Annotated in this window: 16 protein-coding genes and 1 pseudogene; 15 read left to right on the top strand and 2 right to left on the bottom strand. The window is 57.7% G+C overall.

What is annotated here, in order from left to right; all coding sequences use genetic code 11:
- Positions 1-207: 207 nt before the first annotated feature.
- The 3 genes from VE009_RS05165 (at position 208) to VE009_RS05155 (ending at position 1,678) form a co-directional block, all read left to right on the top strand.
- A complete protein-coding gene (locus VE009_RS05165) occupies positions 208-729 on the top strand; it encodes a hypothetical protein (protein ID WP_325006340.1) in 522 nt (173 codons plus the stop codon).
- Complete coding sequence (locus tag VE009_RS05160) at positions 726-1,223, top strand: hypothetical protein (protein ID WP_325006339.1); 498 nt, start codon at positions 726-728, stop codon at positions 1,221-1,223. The genes VE009_RS05165 and VE009_RS05160 overlap by 4 nt, the downstream gene beginning before the upstream one ends.
- 218 nt (positions 1,224-1,441) lie before the next feature.
- Positions 1,442-1,678, top strand: coding sequence for a DNA-binding protein (locus VE009_RS05155; RefSeq protein WP_325006338.1), 237 nt, complete (start codon positions 1,442-1,444; stop codon positions 1,676-1,678).
- A gap of 73 nt (positions 1,679-1,751) precedes the next feature.
- Here the strand turns inward: VE009_RS05155 and VE009_RS05150 are convergent, their stop codons facing one another.
- A complete protein-coding gene (locus VE009_RS05150) occupies positions 1,752-3,245 on the bottom strand; it encodes a DUF4038 domain-containing protein (protein ID WP_325006337.1) in 1,494 nt (497 codons plus the stop codon).
- 345 nt (positions 3,246-3,590) lie between these two features.
- Here VE009_RS05150 and VE009_RS05145 point away from each other — a divergent pair, with 345 nt between their 5' ends.
- The 9 genes and pseudogenes from VE009_RS05145 (at position 3,591) to VE009_RS05105 (ending at position 14,587) form a co-directional block, all read left to right on the top strand.
- Positions 3,591-4,712 (top strand): ROK family transcriptional regulator, encoded by a 1,122-nt coding sequence (locus VE009_RS05145; protein WP_325006336.1) that lies wholly within the window; start codon positions 3,591-3,593, stop codon positions 4,710-4,712.
- Between the two features lie 17 nt (positions 4,713-4,729).
- The gene (locus tag VE009_RS05140; RefSeq protein WP_325006335.1) at positions 4,730-6,004 is read left to right on the top strand and encodes an ABC transporter substrate-binding protein; all 1,275 of its coding nucleotides are present in this window, start codon (positions 4,730-4,732) and stop codon (positions 6,002-6,004) included.
- 71 nt (positions 6,005-6,075) lie between these two features.
- The gene (locus tag VE009_RS05135) at positions 6,076-6,948 is read left to right on the top strand and encodes a sugar ABC transporter permease (RefSeq protein ID WP_325006359.1); all 873 of its coding nucleotides are present in this window, start codon (positions 6,076-6,078) and stop codon (positions 6,946-6,948) included.
- Positions 6,949-7,797, top strand: a complete 849-nt coding sequence (locus VE009_RS05130; RefSeq protein WP_325006334.1) for a carbohydrate ABC transporter permease — start codon at positions 6,949-6,951, stop codon at positions 7,795-7,797. It abuts the gene before it with no gap.
- Positions 7,794-8,519, top strand: coding sequence for a glucosamine-6-phosphate deaminase (locus VE009_RS05125; protein ID WP_325006333.1), 726 nt, complete (start codon positions 7,794-7,796; stop codon positions 8,517-8,519). Before VE009_RS05130 ends, VE009_RS05125 begins: the two co-directional genes overlap by 4 nt.
- 25 nt (positions 8,520-8,544) lie before the next feature.
- Positions 8,545-9,924: pseudogene (locus VE009_RS05120) on the top strand (ethanolamine ammonia-lyase reactivating factor EutA); the annotation flags it as partial.
- 110 nt (positions 9,925-10,034) lie between these two features.
- Positions 10,035-11,396 (top strand): ethanolamine ammonia-lyase subunit EutB, encoded by a 1,362-nt coding sequence (locus VE009_RS05115; protein WP_325006331.1) that lies wholly within the window; start codon positions 10,035-10,037, stop codon positions 11,394-11,396.
- On the top strand, positions 11,396-12,130 hold the full coding sequence (eutC, locus tag VE009_RS05110) for an ethanolamine ammonia-lyase subunit EutC (RefSeq protein ID WP_325006330.1): 735 nt from the start codon (positions 11,396-11,398) through the stop codon (positions 12,128-12,130). Before VE009_RS05115 ends, eutC begins: the two co-directional genes overlap by 1 nt.
- Positions 12,131-12,280: 150 nt before the next feature.
- Complete coding sequence (locus tag VE009_RS05105) at positions 12,281-14,587, top strand: esterase-like activity of phytase family protein (protein ID WP_325006329.1); 2,307 nt, start codon at positions 12,281-12,283, stop codon at positions 14,585-14,587.
- 74 nt (positions 14,588-14,661) lie between these two features.
- On the opposite strand, the gene VE009_RS05100 is transcribed toward VE009_RS05105, so the two are convergent.
- Entirely contained in the window at positions 14,662-15,237 is a 576-nt protein-coding gene (locus VE009_RS05100; protein ID WP_325006328.1) for a hypothetical protein, read from the bottom strand.
- 222 nt (positions 15,238-15,459) lie between these two features.
- Here VE009_RS05100 and VE009_RS05095 point away from each other — a divergent pair, with 222 nt between their 5' ends.
- The 3 genes from VE009_RS05095 to VE009_RS05085 are packed head-to-tail and all read left to right on the top strand — an operon-like array spanning position 15,460 to position 18,689.
- The gene (locus VE009_RS05095; RefSeq protein WP_325006327.1) at positions 15,460-17,613 is read left to right on the top strand and encodes a sensor histidine kinase; all 2,154 of its coding nucleotides are present in this window, start codon (positions 15,460-15,462) and stop codon (positions 17,611-17,613) included.
- A 2-nt stretch (positions 17,614-17,615) separates the two neighbouring features.
- Positions 17,616-18,260 carry a response regulator transcription factor gene (locus VE009_RS05090; RefSeq protein ID WP_325006326.1) on the top strand — a complete coding sequence of 215 codons (645 nt, stop codon included), beginning with the start codon at positions 17,616-17,618 and terminating at the stop codon, positions 18,258-18,260.
- Between the two features lie 51 nt (positions 18,261-18,311).
- Positions 18,312-18,689: a PH domain-containing protein gene (locus VE009_RS05085; RefSeq protein WP_325006325.1), complete on the top strand. Its 378-nt coding sequence runs from the start codon at positions 18,312-18,314 to the stop codon at positions 18,687-18,689.
- The last annotated feature ends 139 nt before the right edge of the window (positions 18,690-18,828 follow it).

Here is an 18,828-nt window from a genome sequence, read left to right as displayed (position 1 = left end):
CCGCGCGCAGGGGAGCGTGAGCGGACCGAGCACGGCATGGACATGGACCGCTATGGTTGTCATCGTTGAGTTGGCTTCGGCAGCCGTTCAAATCGAACATGTCCATACTCCCCTCGCCTCCACCATGGGGCCATCATCCGCAAGAGGATGATGGCCTCTTCGCGTTTATCCCGTGCGGTGTCCTATTTGTTTAGCAGTATATAGGTAATGAAAATTGGTTATGATGAAGCTAATCTTAGTGTGGGAGTGACAGTATTGGGATTTGTGATTATGTTCGTCACTGCATGGGCGGCCGTTCTCATCCTATACTCCATGGATAAGGGCTTATCGTTTATCGAGAATGTATTTCTCTATTTGGTCATACTCACCATTGGAATTCATGTTTCGTGGGTCATTGCAGAAGAGTTCAAACTTGTCGAAATAACGAGGGATGGATTATCGTACACAGGGTATCTTCTATATAGAACGGTTGCGTTCCCAATTTTCTTTGTTATTTTAATTAACATCATATTCAAGTCGAAGAAGATTGCGGTCGCACTGATCACAGCAGGATTAGGGATAGCGGTCATACTATCATTACATGGAGTACTCCTTTTCTACAGGATTTTAGAGTATAAGCGGTGGAATTTATTTTATGAAGCTATACATATCGCGCTTCTCTTTGCCGTTGGCTATGGCTTATTGAAGGCGTATAGAAAATTAGTGTATCGTGAGGTAAACGCTTCATGATTCTTTGGGAGAACTTTGATCGGAACGAATGGTATATCCTCGCCATGTTGGTTATTTCATATGCGGCTGTTGTCTTGGTCCCCAGAAAAGTTCCGAAGCGTTACTTGGTCCTAGGTTTGTTATGGGGTTTTGCAAGCTCGACCCTGTTTGACTTTACAATCGGCGGAGGGATGATGGATTTTTATCGGGTTAATGATTCGCATCGCTATGAATTAACCGATTTGTTAACGTATTTTATGTTTGCCCCTTTTGGATACTTTTTTGTAAACTTTTACGAAATGCTAAATATCGGAAAAAGAAAGCTCCTTATTTATATTTTAGGCTGGACAATCGTCGCTGTCGGGATGCAATGGGTCTCGGAATGGATGGGAATGACGCATTACCAAAGAGGATATAAGCTTGAATATAATGTTGTTGTATTTCTCATTATTCAAACGATAACGGGATTGGTTTATGCGCATTTAAAAACTCAACCTGTTAAAAGGAATTACTGAAGGGCGTCTGCGTGATGACACTAAAAGCCTCCATAGGTTTACCAGAGGAGACACCCGATGAGGGTGTCTTTTCCTGCTTGAAAAATAAAGAAGAGCCGCTGAATGTCTCAGCGGCCAGATGTACAGAACGTTATTGTAATTTCAAGTTTAAGGGTTATGACGCAAGTTGTGCTATAATGAAGTATTCCGATCGATGAGGAACGAGAGAGGAAACAGACATGAACGTATTTGGAGACTGGAACCTGAAAGTAAAAAAGACGTTTAATGCAACGAGCAATGAAGTCGTATTGACCGTCATGGAGGCAGGCGGAATACTCGGCCTCTCCAAAGACCAGATGAAGGTCTTCGTGGATAAAAACAATTTAACCAAAGTCCCAATTATGAGAAGTGTACATAGATATCTGTTGCTGAAGAGCGAGATCGACGAAATAGCAGCAGTACGAAGCGCTCGCTAGGATGGCACCAAAGTCGTCACTAATACAGAAAACCCGCTCACTGAGCGGGTTTTCGCTTTCATACACACTGATGTTATTGGATCGTTGGAAAAAACACCTCTGTATGTGCTTGATCATCATTCTCCGAACGAACGATCTCAGCGCTTTTCCCCGGTACGATGTAATCGGCTTCTGCATGATCCAGAACGAGAATCCAATCCTGTTCCTTGCCGGAAGTCGGCGTAGTGAACGCAACGACAGTCTTCTCGCTGAAAGATGCGAATGGCTTCTCGGATACAGAGCCTTCTGCATCGTAACACTTGCCGTCGCGAGGGTTAAACCACCAAGCATGAAGGGGAGATCCCTGCATTCGCGACAAATCAACCTGTTCCGTGCCGCCGCTAGTAAAGTAGATCCAAGCAAAGCTGCCTTCGCTGTCCATACATGCCTGTCTATGATCGTCCAAGCAGCCGTCGGCGCAATTCGCTGGATGACGAATCATTCCTTGGCAAGGCTCTGCACGATGGAAAGGACGGGAATGAACGAAATCGCGCAAAACCTTCATCTGCCGCGCCCCGGGCTGGTCCAATGCTTCGTGCCAAGCGAGGAGCGTCCAATCATCTTTCTTCCTTGCAAAGCGCCAGATGCTGTGGTGACCGTAGGTGTGCCCGAAAGAACCCGCGAACAGCGACCAATAAGCCCTTCTCCTTACATTCCAATCGCCATGAGTCTGTAACGGGTGCGTGAGGGGGAAAGACATGGGCATTCCTTCGTAATTCGGTTCCCCGTCGATTACAGGTTTAACAGGTTTTCGGTAATAGTCCTTTTCCACTTGCAGGTAACTTTGTACGGAAGGGTTGTGACCGGATTGGAGCATGTTGAAACGAATCCAGGCGTCTTCGTCCGTCCAATAATCCGTAGTGGAATAGCGGAGGGGATTGCCGAAGCAGCTTGTGTGATAAGTGATCAGCATATCGCTCCAAGCAGGATCGTTTTCATTCCATTTTAGCTCTTTTCCAAGCACCCCTTTGGCGAGACCTTCCGCCATGAGCCTCCACAGCCTGCGATAATCGACGCCCTGATGAACGGGATGCCGATCGCCCCCCAAGGCCCATATGATGTTGGTCTGCGAGCGATATCTTTCGCCGAGCCATGCGCCGTAAGCGTAGGCATTGTCTTCCGTTATGATCTTCTCGAACGTTTTTCCAAACCAATTTTCGCCGACGACGAGCTGTCCCCAAACAGGCAACAACAATACATAAAGTTCAAGTTCTTCCGCCATTTGAATCACGTGATCAAGATATTCGAAATAACGGGCGTTTGGAGTCAAAGGCTTATCGCTAAGCAAAGCTTTCTCGCCGCACGGAGATCGCATCTCCGGATCCGCTTCCGGGTCTAGGGCGACGATCTGAATCACGGAAAACCCCTTTTCCTTGCGGTCCTCCAAATAGGCCTTCGCATCTTTCCAGTGCAGCTCCGTGGCGATGGTCCAAGCGGTATCGGCAAGCCAGAAAAATGGCTTCCCGCTTTCGGTTTCAAGTCCTCTCCCTGTCGCTGAGATACGCAAACGTTCTAATTTCTTTTTCAACAAAAAGATTCCCCGCTTTCGTGTCTCTTCTTAAAGTAAAAATTTAATCTTACGAACTATTATACCGGTCATCTTTTCATGAAATTGAACATTATCTCGACCTGTTAACAACAAAATCACGACCAATCTCGTTGTGTTGTGTGTGGAATGATGTCATGTTTCTTTGCGGTGTAGTTTAGATTCGGTTGTAAGGGAGATTGAGAACTGCAAAGTTACACGGTTCATATGTAATAAAACATAACACAGAGAAACAAAAAGTTGTTGACAGAAGAAACCTGTGTAAATATACTTAACGCAACAGTTAGTTTTGACACCGAACAAACTAACCGTTGCGAGGAGGCCAAGATGAAGAAAACAGGGAGTCTCGAGCTGATCAAAAACATCAACCGATCTTTGGTCCTCGAGCAAATTCGCAACCATCAGCCGATTACGCGGGCGGAGATCGCTAAGCGTTTGAATCTAAGCCGCTCGACCGTGTCGCTGATTATCGATGATCTCATCGAGAAGAAATTCGTCGTCGAGCTCGGATTCGGCGATTCGACCCGCGAAGGCGGGCGAAGAGGGATGAAGCTCGGGTTCAACCCGAAGTCGGCCTATGGCGTCGGCGTCGACATCGGCGGCACGAAGATCTTGATGGCGCTGACCGATCTCGACGGCAATGTCGTACATAAGGAGAAGCGTCCGACGGTATTCGAAATTCCGGCCGTCATCGAAGCGATTCAAGATTTCATCGCGCAGGCGCCGGTCGACGCGGAGCGCATCATCGCGATGGGCATCGGCGTGCCGGGCACGTTCGACAAGAATACAGGCGTCCTGATCGATTCGCCCGCGCTCGGCCTGCACGGTGTCAACTTGAAAGGGGAAATCGAGCCGCATTTTCCGTTCCCCGTGTTCCTCGGCAACGACGTCAATCTGGCGGCGCTCGGGGAGAGATGGCGCGGAGCCGGCGATAACGCGGACGACGTGGTGCTGATCGCGCTCGGCACCGGCGTCGGCGGCGCGATTATCGCGAACGGCGAGCTCGTCCTGGGTCATCGATCCATGGCCGGCGAGATCGGCTATTTCATCACGCCGGAGGAAATTCGCCAAGGCGTGGTCTCCCGCCCCGACCAGTTCGGCGCCTTCGAGGACAAGACGTCGGGCACGGCGCTGAACAAGTATGGGGTCACGGCGGAGGAGCTTTTCGAACGTTATGAAAAAGGGGATCCGGACACGAAAGAAATCGTGGAATCGTTCATCGTCGAAATGACGGCGGCGATCGCTAACGTCGCGAGCCTGCTCAACCCCGAGAAAGTCATTATCGGCGGCGGGGTTTCCGAATCGCTCGGCTCGGTGATCGAAAGCATCAAGAAAAAAGTAGACGAGTGCTCTCCCAACAAGACGGCCATCGAACTCGCCCGTCTCGGCGGGGATGCGGGCGCCATCGGCGCCATCGCCTACGCTTTTCAGCAAATACAAGAACAATAACAAGGGATGGTGCTCACATGAAAAAATCGGTAGGAATGATGTTGTCTGGCGCGCTGCTCGTCGGTTTGTTATCCGCTTGCGGAGGCGGCGGCTCCGGCGGAACCGGGGAAGAGGCGACCGGCGGGAGCGAAACGATTACCTTGAACGCGATTTTCATGAAGCAAGCCGGTTACAGCGAAGACGCCATTAACGAGGCGACGGCGCAATTCATGGAGCAGAACCCGAACATTAAAGTGGAAAATACGTTCGTCCCGTACGAGTCGTTGGAGACGAAAATCCTTACCTCGAACGGCAATTTAGACGTCGCGCTCATCGACGCGCCTTGGACGGCGAAGTTTGTAGAAGCGGGCATTCTCGAGGAAGTGACGGACAAGCTGCCGGACGCGGATCGCGCCGACATTTTCGAAGGAGCCCTCAGCGCAGTCGAGTACGGCGGCAAGCTGTACGGCATGCCGTGGCTGAACGATACGAAATATTTGTTCTACAACAAAGAAATGCTCGAGCAAGCCGGCATCGCGGAAGTTCCGGCGACATGGGGCGAGCTGCTCGAAGCGGCGAAAATCATCAAAGAGCAAAACATCGTCGAATACCCGATCGTCTGGTCGTGGAAGCAGGCGGAGGCGCTCGCGGTCGATTTCGCTTCCATCACGGAGTCGTTCGGCGGACACTTGGTGACGGACGGCCAGCCGACGTTGAACGATCCGAAGAACATCGAAGCGTTGGAGTTCATGGTCCAATCGCTGCAGGACGGCCTCAGCAACCCGAACTCGAGGGAATTCCTCGAAGAAGACGTACGCGGCACGTTCTCGAGCGGCAAAGCGGCGTTCGCGCTGAACTGGGCGTACATGTACAACCTCGCCAACGACCCGAACGAATCGTCCGTAGCCGGCAAGGTGGGGATCGCGATCGATCCGGGAACCGACGGTATCGTCAGCGCGTCGACCAACGGCGGCATGGGCCTTGCGATTCCGGCGGGCAGCGGCCACCCGGACGAGGCTTGGCAGTTCATTCAGTTCCTGGCGTCGAAGGACTTTCAGAAGGCGCACGCGAAAGACGCGATGCCGATATGGAAATCGCTGTTCGAAGACGAAGCGGTGATCGCGACGAATCCCGATTTGGTCAATGTGTCGAAAGAGCAATATAAGTACCTTATCAACCGTCCGCAAGTGCCGTGGTACGGCGAGCTGTCGACGGAGCTTCAAGTCGCCGTGAGCAAAGCGCTTCTCGGGAACGTAACGCCGGAGCAGGCGCTGAACGATTTGCAGGCGAAAGCGATTGAAATGGTTGAGTAACGACCTTCGGCGGGGGGCTCACCCCCGCCTCCTATTTTGCTTCGAAGGAGTTGAAGACCGCCTTGAAGAGAATGAATGACAAGACGTTCGCTTGGTTCAGCATCGCCCCCGCCATTCTCTTGGTCTTCGGGATCGTTGTATATCCCTTGATCCAGACCTTTATTTACAGCTTACAGAATATGGAACTGATTTCCAAGGATAAAGGGAAGTTCGTCGGATTCGAAAATTACGCGAGCTTGCTGTCCGACCCGGGCTTTTGGGACTCGTTCGGACGCACCTTTTACTTTGCCGCCGTATCCATTTCGCTCGAACTGATCCTAGGCTTGTTGATCGCGCTTCTGCTTAATGAAAACTTGGTTGGGAAAACGTTTCTGCGCACGATTATCATTTTGCCGTGGGCGGTGCCGACGATCGTCAACGCCGCGATGTGGAAATGGATTTACCATCCTGAGTACGGCGCGTTGAACGCGCTGCTGACGCAACTGCACATCATGGACGCGTACCGCTCTTGGCTCAGCTCGCCGTGGCTCGCCATGCACATGGTCATCGTCGCGGACGTATGGAAAATGACGCCGTTCGTCGTCATCTTCATCCTCGCGTCGCTGCAGATGACGAACAAAGGGGTTTACGAGGCTGCGAGCATGGACGGCGCGGGACTCGTCCGCCGATTCTTCATGCTGACGCTGCCGTACCTGAAACCGACGCTGCTTGTGCTGCTCGTGATGCGGACGATGGAATCGTTCAAGGTGTTCGATTTGATCTACGCGCTGACGCAGGGCGGCCCCGCCAACGGCACGATGGTGCTCACGTATCAAGCGTACATCAAAGCGTTCTCCAATTTGCAATATTCGCAAGGGGCGGCCATCTCGTACGTGATCGCGCTCTTGATCGTCATCATGACGTTCGTGTACGTCAAAACGCTGAAGATGGAGGAGGAAGGGTAGATGAGACACAGTGCAGCGTTTTCTGTCATCCAGTATATTTTCGCCGCATCGGTCGCCGTTTGCACGTTATCTCCTTTTCTGTGGCTCGTCATCTCCAGCGTTTCGTACCAAAAGGATTTGACGACCGTCCCGCTGCGATGGATTCCGGAGAACGTGACGTTCCAGCGCTACATCGACATTTTCTCGAACCCGAATAACGATCTGGCGTACTCGTTCCGCATTTCCATGTTTAACAGTTTCACTGTGGCGGCTTGCGTGACGATCGCGGCGGTGCTGGTGGGAGGGCTGGCGGCTCATGCGTTCGCCCGGTACCGGTTCCGTTTTCGCCAGAAGCTTATTTACTTATTCTTGTTTACGTACATGATTCCGTCGGTTGTCATCGTCATCCCGCTGTATTTGATGCTCAGCGGTGCGGGCGCGCTCGATTCCAAGGTGACGCTCATCCTTCTAGATTTAACGTTTGCGATCCCGTTCGTCATTTGGATTATGCAGAGCTATTTCCGCCAGTTGTCCAAGGAGTTCTATGAGGCCGCGAGCATCGACGGGTGCGGCCGATTACAGACGCTGCTGATGATCGTCGTGCCGCTCGTGCGCCCCGGCATTATCGCGACTTGTATTTTTACGTTTCTGCTCGCGTGGGACGAATTTTTCTTCTCCCTGCTCTTCACTTCGTCGCTCGACGCCAAGACGATCTCCGTGGCGATCGCGGAGTTCAGCGGGAAGAACGCCGTCGATTACGGCATGATTTCGGCCGGGGGCGTGCTCGCGTGTCTGCCGCCGGTGATTATCGCATACGCGTTTCAAAAATTTTTGGTGCAGGGCATGACTGCGGGAGGCGTAAAGGAATGAATGTGGAAATAAAACAAAACTATGAGGAAGTATCGCAGGAGACGGCGCAGCGCATTGCGGCGTACGTCGCGGCAAAGCCCGACAGCTTGCTTTGTCTCGCCGCCGGCAACACGCCGCTCGGCGCGTACCGAATTTTGCGGGAGATGGCGCAGGAGAAGAAGGTCGATTTCTCGCGCTGCACGTTCGTCGGGCTTGACGAGTGGGCGGGCATGGACCGTCATTCGGACGGCAGCGCGCAGGAAATGATGTACCGGGACTTCTTCGACCCGCTCGGCATACGCCCGGAGCAGATCGTGTACTTCGATGCGGCGTCCGACGATCTGGAGGCGGAGTGCCGCCGCATCGACGCGTATATCGAGGCGAACGGGCCGATCGATCTGATGCTGCTCGGGATCGGCGTCAACGGGCATCTCGGGCTGAACGAGCCGGGCGTCGATTTCGCGTCGCGCTCGCACGTCACGGCGCTCAGCGAGACGACCGTGACGGTCGGGCAGAAATACTTCAAGGAGAGCCGGGAGCTCACCGGCGGGGTGACGCTCGGCATCGCGCAGGTGATGGAGTCGCGGACGGTGCTGCTCGTCGCGAGCGGCGAGAACAAGGCGGCGGCGGTGCGCGGCATGCTGCACGGCGAGGTCACGAACGCGCTGCCGGCGAGCATCCTGCAGCGCCATGCGGATTGCACGGCGATCGTCGACAAGGCCGCGGCGGGAGCGGCGGAGTAACGACGTAAGGTAAGGAGGCGTTCGAATGACGGCAGCGGAGGCGCGCGACGAGGAGTGGATCGCGAGCGTCGGCATCGACCTCGGGACGAGCACGACGAAAATGATTCTGAGCCGGCTGCGCATCCGGCGGACGTCGGGGGCGTTCGCGCTGCCCGCATTCGTCATCGCGGAGCGGGAATTGACGTACTGCAGCGATGTATATACGACGCCGCTGCGCTCCGAGGACGAAGTGGACGAGGCGCGCGTCGCGGATATTTTGGCGGCAGAGTATGCCCGGGCGGGCGTACGGCCCGAGGACATCCGTACGGGGGCGGTCATCATTACGGGCGAGACGGCGAACAAGCGCAACGCGGAACGCATCGCGCATGCGCTAGCCGCGCGCGCGGGCGATTTCGTGGTCGCCGCGGCGGGCGCCGACCTCGAAGGTCTGCTTGCCGCGAAGGGGGCCGGCGCGGAGACGCGCTCGCTCGAGAGCGGCGAGACGGTCGCGAGCGTCGACATCGGCGGCGGCACCGCCAACGCGGCGTTCTTCCGGGGCGGCGTTAGCCTCGCCACGGCGACGCTGCGCATCGGCGGCCGGCTCGTCCGGATCGACGCCGACGGGACCGTGCTCGCCGCGGCGCAGTCATTCCAGCCTTGGCTCCGGGCGCACGGGTACGACCTGTCGCCGGGGCGGCGGCTCGACCTGCCGTCCATTCGCGAGCTCGCGGACCGGATGGCGGAGACGCTGCTTTCGTATCTCGCCGGAACGAACCGCGATGAGCGGACCCGGCTGCTCGTCGTCGGCGAGGGCGGCGGTTCGCTGCCGGAGGCGGGGGAGTTGCTCGTCTCCGGCGGCGTCGCGGAGCTGATGCGTTCGCCGGAACCCGCTTCCGTGGCGGAGACGGCCGTGCACGGGGACATCGGTCCGGCGCTCGCGCATGCAGTGAAGCGGGCGGCGTCGCGGTACCCGTACCGCTGGGTGGAGGCGCGGCAGACGGTGCGCGCGACGGTCATCGGCGCCGGGATGCAGGCGGCCGATATTTCGGGGGCGACGGTGCACGTCAGTCCCGGCGCGCTGCCGGTGCGCAATGTGCCCGTGGTGAAGCTCGGGGGCGCCGCGCCGTCGGACGTCGCCGAGGCGTTCGAGGCCGGGCGGCGGCTGTATGGCGCGGCCGGCGGTTCGGGGCCGACGTTCGCGCTGGCGGTTCCCCCGATCGAGCCGTGCACGTACGCGCTGCTGCAGCGGCTGGCCGATGCCGTCGCCGGCGAGTTTCTTGCAGGCGCCGCGCCTCACGACGTGCTTGCCGTCGTTTGCCGCAGCGACATGGCGAAGGCGCTCGGCCAATCGCTGGCGATCCGGCTCGGCTCCGGCCGCGGCATCGTCTGCATCGATCAGGTGGCGGCGGAGCATGGCGACTACATCGACATCGGCGAACCGGTCGCGGGCGCGGCCGTTCCCGTGGTGGTCAAAACGTTGGCGTTCCCGGTTCGCGCGGAGGCGGAACCGGAGGGGGCGAAAGGAGCGGAGCGGGCATGAAGCTGGCGACGACGTTGAGAGGCCGGGAGTACCGGTTTCGGGATGTGAAGGAGCTAATGGCCAAAGCGAACGAAGCAAAGGCGGGCGATGAGCTTGCCGGCATCGCGGCGGAAGACGCAACGGAGCGGATGGCCGCGAAATGGACGCTGTCGGAGCTGACGCTGTCCGACATCCGGGAGCACCCGCTGCTGCCGCCCGAAACGGACGAAGTGTCGCGCCTGATCGAGGCGGACCTCGACGAAGCGGTGTACGCCGAGATCAAGGCTTGGACGGTCGCGGAGCTGCGGGAGCGGCTCCTGTCCGCGGACATCGATTCGGCGGGGATGCTTCGCATCGGGCGAGGGCTGACGAGCGAAATGATCGCGGCGGTCGCGAAGCTCATGAGCAATCTGGATTTGATTCAGGCGGCGTCGAACATCGAGGTCGTGACGACGTGCAACGCGTCCATGGGGTACAAAGGCGTACTCGCCGGGCGCGCGCAGCCGAACCACCCGTCCGACGATCTGCGCGGCATTCGCGCTTCGCTGTACGAGGCGCTCTCCTACGGCATCGGGGACGCGGTCATCGGCATTAATCCGGTGATCGACACGGCGGAGAGCGTCAAGAACATCCTGTTGCTGACCAAAGAAGTGATGGAAAAATGGGACGTGCCGACGCAAAACTGCGTTCTTGCCCACATTACGACGCAAATGCGAGCCATTGAGCAAGGAGCGCCCGCGGACCTTGCCTTCCAGAGCCTCGCCGGCACCGCGCTCGGGAACAAGGCGTTCGGGATCGACTTGAGGCTGCTCGACGAGGCCGACGACCTGATCCGCCGGGAGGGGAGCGCGAAAGGGCCGAACCGGTGGTATTTCGAAACGGGGCAAGGCTCGGAGCTGTCGTCCGAGGCGCATCACGGCATCGACCAATTGACGCTGGAAGCGCGCTGCTACGGTTTGGCGCGGCATTACAAGCCGTTCATGGTCAACACGGTCGTCGGCTTCATCGGACCCGAATATTTGTACGATAGCAAACAGGTCATTCGAGCCGGGCTCGAAGATCACTTCATGGGGAAGCTGCACGGGCTGCCGATGGGCGTAGACGTTTGCTACACGAATCATATGAAAGCCGACCAGAACGACATGGAGAATTTGGCCGTGCTGCTCGCCGCAGCAGGAGTCAACTTCTTGATCGGCGTGCCGATGGCCGACGATTGTATGCTGAATTACCAATCGACGAGCTTCCATGACATCGCGACGCTGCGCGAAACGCTGCGCCTGCGCCCCGCGCCCGCGTTCGAGCAGTGGCTGGAGCGAATGGAATTGATGAAAGGCGGCCGATTGACCGCGCGGGCGGGAGAGTTGAGCTTGTTCGCCTGATGGGGAGGGGAGACGAAATGAGCGCATTCGAACAGGAACGGTATCGGGCGGCGGGGTTGCTGCAGTCGACGCCCGCGCGGATCGGCGTAGGTCGGGCGGGGACGCGGCCGACGACGAAGGCAATGCTGCAGCTTCGGCTCGATCACGCCGCCGCGGTCGACGCCGTGTACGGCGAAGTGTCGCCTTCCCTGCTGGAGGAAATGGGGTTCTTCTCCGTCGCGAGCGAGGCGGACGGCAAGGAGACCTATTTAAGACGTCCGGATCTGGGACGCAGGCTGACCGTCGAAGCGAAGGCGGCGCTGAGGGAGCGGTGCGCGGAGCAGCCGGAGGTGCAAATCGTCGTTTCGGACGGACTGAGCGCCGACGCGATCGAAGCGAACGTTCGCGACGTGTACCCCGCGCTGCTCGATTCGCTGCGGGTGCAGGGACTGACGTGGGGGACGACCTTCTTCGTGAAAAACGGGCGCGTCGCGGTTATGGACCAGATCGGGGATATCCTGCAGCCGCAGGTCATGGTGCTGCTCATCGGCGAGCGGCCGGGCCTTGTATCCGCTCGCTCCATGAGCGCCTACATGTGTTACCGGCCCCGCATCGGCATGCTGGAAGCGGATCGGAACGTGATCTCCAACATTCATGCCGCGGGCACCCCGCCGCTTGAAGCGGGCGCCCACATCGGCACCGTGCTGAAGGCGATGTTGGAACAGAAAACGAGCGGCACCCGATTGATTTTGTAGCTTGTACTGTTGTCGATAAATGTTTCTCATTTCCCCTCAACATTCCCGATAAAAATTATAATATCTTAACATCCAGCAAATCCCCCGCGAATATTAACCCTCTACGATGGAAGGAATAGGCTTCGCAACCATCGTCGGGAGGGTTTTTCTATGAAGAAACGTTTGATTTCCGCTCTAAGCGCGATCGCAGCCGTCGCAACGGCGGTCGCAGGGCTGGGGAGCGCGCAAGCGGCTGAACGCCAAATCGACTCGTTCCGGCAAATCGGAACCTTCGTCGTGCCGAACGGAGGGGTGGCGGAAATTACAGCCGCAACGCCGGACGGTAAGATTTTGGCGTATACGAATTCGGGCGACAAAAATGTCGGCATCGTCGACTTTGCCGATCCGAAAGTGCCGCAGCTCAAAACCGAAATCGCCATGCCGGGCGAGCCGACTAGCGTGGCGATCACAGGGGACGGAAATTATGGGATCGCCGTGGTGAACACCTCGATCAAAGAAGAGGGGGACAAGCCTCAGCTGACGCCCGGTAAGCTAGTGGTCATTAACTTGAAAACCAACGCCGTCGTCGGGGACGTATCGATCGGCGCAGGTCCCGACGCCGTGGCCGTGACGACCATCGGGAAGGAAACGTATGCGGTCGTCGCCATCGAGAACGAGCCCGTGGTCGTCGACAAGGACGGCAACTTAACCGATGCGGAAGAGCCGGGCCTGGAAGGCGACATAAGCGGACCGGGTACGGTGCAAATCGTCGCTCTGAATTGGTCCGACCTGAGCAAGTCTGTCGTCAAGACGATTTCTTTCGCAGCGCAGCAATTAGCGGACAAGGGGCTGCTGTTCCCGGAAGACCCGCAGCCTGAATTCGTGAAAATCAAAAACGGTCTGGCTGCCGTCACGCTGCAGGAGAATAACGGCGTGGCTGTCATCGACGTGAAAAGCGCCGCGCTAAAAACGCTGTTCTCGCTCGGCAAGCCGAAAGGGCAAAAGCATGACTTGACCGAAGACGGCGCGATCCGCTTCGCGGAGTCGTATCCGGAAAAGTTCGAAGCCGAAGTGTCTTACGCCGGCGCCCGGATGCCGGACGGCATCGCATGGAATGCGCGCGGGACGATTCTGTATACGGCGGACGAGGGCGAGATGGACTTGACGGGCGGACGCGGCTGGAGCGCATGGACGACGCAGGGCTCGCAGGTGTGGAAGGATAACGGCGAGCTGGAGCCGAAAGCGGCGGAATACGGTCACTACCCGGAAGGGCGTTCGGAAGCGGGCGGCATCGAGGTGGAAGGGATCGAAACGGCGGTGTTCGGCAAGAAGGAATTCGCGTTCGTCGGTTCCGAGAAAGGCTCGTTCGTCGCCGTGTACGATCTTACGAACAACAGAAAGCCGGCGTTCGTGCAGCTGCTCCCGACCGGCATGGAGCCGGAAGGCTTGTTGGCGATCCCGCAGCGGAATTTGTTCCTGACGTCCGACGAAGATTCCGGAACGATCACCGTGTTCGAAGGCGTCGCGGGGGCGGCGAATTCGCCGGACAAGCCGACGCTGCATGCTTCGAATGTTTATTGGGCGGCGATTTCAGGCTTGGCATCCGATGCCGCGCGGAATGACGTCATCTACGCGGTCCCGGACAATGCGCTGCAATCCCATATCTATCGGATCGATATGAAAGACGGTATGGGCAGCATCAGCTCGCTGGCGAGAATCACAGAGAACGGACAGCCGATCGATCTGGATCTGGAAGGAATCGTGCGTGACACGTCCGTGGCGGCGCCTGCGAATGCAGGCTTCTGGATCGCGAGCGAAGGGAACGCTCAATTCGGCAAGGACTCGTACAGCCCGAACCTCCTGCTGCAAGTGGATCGCAGCGGCAATGTGCTGCAGAAAGTGTCGCTTCCATCCGAGGTCGACTCCTATGAAGGCGGGGTCATTCGCAACAACGGGTTCGAAGGCGTGGCGATTTCTTCGGACGGCAACTATTTGCTGGGGGCGATTCAACGGCAATACAGCGGGGAGAAAGCGAAGGACGGCACGTTGTATACGCGTATCGCAAGATACGATTTGACGAATCGAACGTGGGAGTTCTTCTTATACCCCCTCGAGCCTACAACGGTGAAAGACGACTGGATCGGGCTGTCCGAAATCGTCAATCTCGGAGGCGATACGTACGCCGTGATCGAGCGCGACAAAATGGTCGGCGGGGCGATTCACTTGAAAGCTCTCTATACATTCACCCTCGACGGCGTCGAACCGTTCGAAGGACTTGTCGCCGAGGATTCCGACCTGTCCAAGTCGGTGGTCGTTAAGAAGAAGGTCGCCGATCTTCGCGAGGCATTCATGCCGTTCGAGAAGATCGAAGGCATGACCGTCACGCCGGACGGCACCGTATGGACGGCGCTCGATAACGACGGAGGAGAAGTGCATTCGGTGATTTACAAGGCCGCGACGGCAGCAGAGCTAAAATAATACCGTGCGCCATAGCATAAGCATAAGCAAAATAGCGAGCCTAAGGCTCGCTATTTTGCGTTGAGGTACTCCGACTATGCGCTCAAGGTTCCGTCTTTCCGCGCCGCCGCGCCTGCGTTCAGCTTCCCGGCCCAGACGCAATAGCCCATGCCGACGTAAGCGAGGCCCCAGAACGCCGCGAAAAACTTGTTGTCGGCGACAGGGAGGAAGATGTTCACCAGCATCAAAATCAGAAGAGCCGGCACCCAGCGCGGGAACACTTTCGCTCGGAAGGTCAGAATCGCGAACACGAGCGACCCGCCCATCAAGCCTGCCATCATGATCAATCGGGAGATGTTGACGAGCGGCCCTTCCGGCATGGGAGCGCCGGGCCCTGCGGCGAATAGCGACCAAACCATGGCCCCCGTAATGATGTTGGCGACGATAATCAGCAGCGTCGTTATGAAGCCTGCAACCCCGGTTTCGCGGGACTGCACCATATACGTGACGATCGTGCCGACCGCCATCAGTACGCATGCGATAAAGCCAAACGTCAGCTCTTGCGGACTGTCCGTTCCCCAAATGATCGAAGTCGGCGTCATGCCCATCCGCGCAATGCCCGCCAAAATACAAATCATGCCCAGCCATTTGATCAACTGCTTTTCGTTCAATTCCTTCAACCTCCAATACCGATTTCGCGTTGCGATGCCCTTATCGTAAGGCGCGGGAATTCCTGGAGGCTAGAGCAGGCCGTTCCCGATTTCGCGGGAAACATCGGGACGATTCCCGGGAACCGCCGGGAAGCCGCGCGGGAAATCGGCTTCCGCCATATTCAAGCCGCAGGACGGAAGCTATAATTAGCAATATCAACCATTTAGGAAGGCGGGGGAAGGATGGCGCCGGACATTCGCAAGGCGAACGAAGCGATGCGGGCGGTCATGCAGCTGCTTGTCCTGGCGTTCTGCGCCGCGGCGATGGGCTCGTACATCGTCAGCATACCGGGCTACTACGACGCTCTGGTTACGAAATGCATCGCCCAGGGCTGCGGAACGCTCGTGCCCTCCATGCCGATCCCGGAGCAGGGACTATCCTTAGAGCATTACGCGCTGCTGTTCGTGCTGATCGACAGCGGATTCACCTTTGTGTTTTATGCGACGTCGTCGATCATGCTGTGGAAAGGGTTCCGGGAACCGATGGGGCTGCTCGCCGCCGCGGCGATGGTATCCTTCGGCACGTCGTTCCCTTCGCTCGCCATGACGGCTTCGGAAGGCAGCGCGTTCGCGCAGCAGTGGTTCATGTTCGTCTCGATGACGGGCTGGATATCGCTATCGTTATTTTTCTTTCTGTTCCCCGACGGCCGATTCGTTCCCCGGTGGACTCGGTTCGCCTTCCTCTTCATCGTCCTCGTCGATGCGGCGCAGTGGTTTTTCCGCGGCGAGATGTGGGGGGCGCTGCGCATTCCGGAATTTGTTCGCCTGCTGTGGTATGTCGGCTCCACCGCGATTCTCATCTATTCGCAGGTGTACCGATTCCGCAAGGTATCTCGGCCCGTACAGCGGCAGCAAACGAAGTGGGTCGTCTATGGTGTAACGATCGGGTTCGTCGGCTTCGTCGGCATGAGCGTCCTGTTCGATCCAAGCTTGAACGACGGCTCCGCGGCCACCTACGTCGCTTTGAACGCGATCCTGAATGCGTCGCTAACGGCCATACCGATTACGTTGATGATGGCGGTGCTGCGGCAGCGGCTTTGGAACATCGATCCTTTGGTGAATCGGACGCTTCTTTACGCGGCGTTGTCCGTCTGCGTCGTCCTGCTGTACGCGTTCGCCGTGCTTTACTTGGGACAGCTGTTCCGCGCGGAGGATCGCTTCGTCGTCAACCTTCTGGCAACGGTTACGGTTGCCGTCGCGTTCGCGCCGCTCAAGGACTGGCTCCAGCGGCACATTAACCGCCTCATGAAGGGGCGGCACGACGACCCGTACGCGGTGCTGCTGGAGCTGGGCGATCAATTGATCCGGCCGCTGGCGCCGGAAGCGATGCTGGACGCGGTCGTGCGGACGGTGAAGGATGCGCTTCGTCTTCCGTACGCGGGCATTGCGATCGGCATCGGCGGGCAGGACAAAATGGTCGCCTCAGCCGGGGAGCCGGCGAACGAACTGCATTCGTTCCCGATTCTCCACAGAGGAGGAGAGCTAGGGACGCTATATATCGCCAGCCGTTCGCCGGGCGAAGCCTTCACGCCGGAGGACGGCAAGTTTCTCGACGTCTTGCTGCGACAGGCGGGTCCGATCGTCGAGAACGTGAACATGACGCTGGGAATGAAGCTGCTGGCGAACGATTTGCAGGAGTCGCGCGAGAAGCTGGTGCTGGCCCGCGAGGAGGAGCGCCGCCGCATTCGGAAAAACCTGCATGACGACTTGGCGCCGAGGCTGGCGGCGCTCGCGCTGAACGCGGCGACGGCGCAAAAGTATGTGGAGAAAGAGCCGGCTACCGCGATCGAGATGTTAACGGACCTTCGGCAGGTCATTCGGTCGACGGTTAGCGAAATACGGACGATGGTCCACGATCTGAGGCCGCCGGCTCTGGATGAGCTGGGGCTGCTCGGCGCCATCCGGGAGCGGATTCATGAGCTTGCCAAGCCCGCGCGGCTGTTGGCCGCGGAGCAGGAGGGAGAGCCGCTGCGCATCGAGCTGCAGGCGCCGGCGCCGCTGCCGGCGCTGCCCGCCGCGGTGGAGGTCGCGGCGTATCGCATCGTCGTCGAGGCGGTCGTCAACGTCATCAAGCATGCGCAGGCGACGGTATGCGAGGTGCGGTTGGACGTTCGCGACGCGAATCGGCTGGTCGTGGAAATTACGGATGACGGGACCGGCAGCGTCGTTCGGACGGCGTCGTCCGCCGGAGGGAAAGGCGGCATCGGCCTGCAGTCGATTCGGGAACGGGCCGCCGAATTGGGCGGGCACTGTACGATCGAGAGAGGGGAGGACGGCGGCACGAGGGTGTACGCGTCGCTGCCGCTGTCCGAGAGCACTGTGGCAAAGGGGGGCTGAACATGAAGATTGTCATCGCCGACGATCATCCGTTGTTTCGGAGCGGCGTTCGAAATTTGTTGAAGACGACGGACGATCTGGTGGTCGTGGGAGAAGCTTCGTCCGGCGACGAAGCGGTGGAGCTGGCGGGCGCGCTGCAGCCGGACGTCGTCTTGATGGATATCCGCATGCCCGGCTTGAACGGGATCGAGGCGACCCGCGTCATTAAGGAGCGGTTCCCGAGCATCGAAGTGTTGATGTTGACGATGTTCCAGGACGATCAATCCGTGTTCACGGCCATGCGGGCCGGAGCCAAGGGCTACGTGTTGAAGGATGCCGACGAGGCCGAGCTGCTGCAATCCATTCGAATGGTGGGCGGCGGCGGCGCGGTGTTCAGCTCGGACATCGCGGCGCGCATGATTCATTATTTCGCGGCAGCTCCTAAACCGGCCGTCAAAGCGGACCATCCGGCGTTATCCGAGCTGTCCAAGCGGGAGATGGAAATTTTGGAGCTGATCGCCGAAGGGCAAACGAACGCGCAGATCGCGGCACGGCTGTTTATCAGCGTCAAAACGGTGGCCAACAACATTTCCAACATGCTGAACAAGCTGCAAGTGGCGGATCGGAACGAGGCTAGGCGTCTGTTGAAAGAATCGCGGGAAAGTTGAGGTTATCGTTCATATTATGGAGTATTCATTACTCTAGGGAGGACTCGGAAAATGTCGGAAACGAAAAACATGTTGGAGTGGACCTTGGTATCGGAATGTCCCATACCGTCGGACGTACATGCGCTGTTGGTCGCCGGGGAGGAAGCGGTCGCGGCATACAAAACTTTTCGAGATACGGCCGTGTTTACGAACAAAAGATTAATTGTGAGGGATGCGCAGGGTCTTACCGGGAAGAAGGTAGAGATCTACTCCCTGCCGTATTCCTCCATCAACATGTGGTCGACGGAAAATGCCGGCGGGTTTCTGGATTTTAATGCGGAGGTGGAGTTGTGGACGCGGGCGGGGCATATCAAAGTGAAATTGCAGAAAGGAGTAGACGTTCGAAAGTTCGACATGCTCATCGCCAACGCGCTTCTGCGGGATCAATAGAACGGAAATGCCGAGACAGGCTGCGCCCCTTAGCGTTCGTCGGATAACGATAAATGCTAATGGGCGTTTTTTTGCGCCCCGAAATTTCCGCTCCTCAGGTTATCAACCGGGTGCAATAGGGAAAACTTGCGAATGGCGG

It is taken from the genome of Paenibacillus sp. (assembly GCF_035645195.1).
Lineage (GTDB): Bacteria > Bacillota > Bacilli > Paenibacillales > YIM-B00363 > Paenibacillus_AE.
This window is presented reverse-complemented; position numbering and strand designations above follow the sequence as displayed.